Source organism: Mesorhizobium sp. M4B.F.Ca.ET.089.01.1.1, assembly GCF_004022605.1.
In the GTDB taxonomy this organism is placed as follows: domain Bacteria; phylum Pseudomonadota; class Alphaproteobacteria; order Rhizobiales; family Rhizobiaceae; genus Mesorhizobium; species Mesorhizobium abyssinicae.
The window spans coordinates 1-612 of the sequence record NZ_RZOS01001188.1 but is presented as its reverse complement, the minus strand read 5'-3'; the positions used below and the strand labels follow the sequence as shown (position 1 = coordinate 612).

Sequence of the window (612 nt, the reverse complement as noted above, 5' to 3'; positions counted from 1 at the left end):
GACAATCGCCCGCGCAACGGCCAGGCCGCGCGCGGGCGATTGTCCCTGCGGTTGTCGTGGCGATGGCGCGGGCGCTGGTCGAAGCGGCCCTGCCGCCATAGAAGGATGGGCTTCGGCTCCTCGGCCTCGGCGGCCGCCTCGCTGGAGGCGGCTTCCGGCGTCGCGGCAGGCGCGGCGGACACCGCTTCGGCCGCCAACGACTCCGCGGCCACCGGCTCTGCGGCGACGGCGTCAATTTCGGCATCTGCCTGTGGCTCGGCTGCCGGAGCACTATCCGCAGGCTGCTCGGCGACGGCTTCCGCGGCGAGCGGGGCCTCGTCAGTGGCCTCTTCCGAGACCGGCTCGGCAACCATCTCGGGGACCGGTTCGGCCGAAACCTCAACCGGGGCATCCGACGCCACAGCGGCATCCGGGCCAGGTTCGGAACCCTCGGCCGGTGTTTCGACGCCGGCTTCGGCAGACGCCGCTTCGGCCGCGGCGGCCAGCTCGGCCTTTGCCGCTTCCTCGGCCGCAAGCTTGGCGGCGGCGGCCTCGCGCGCGGCATTGTCCTGCGCGTCGAGCCGCGCCTTGACCTCGGCGGCCGGCTTCGGCTCGGCGCGCAGGACAATGCCG

At 74.0% G+C, this 612-nt stretch carries 1 pseudogene; it reads right to left on the bottom strand.

The window, feature by feature from the left end:
- Window positions 1–612, bottom strand: a pseudogene (locus EN780_RS39400) (helicase); the annotation flags it as partial.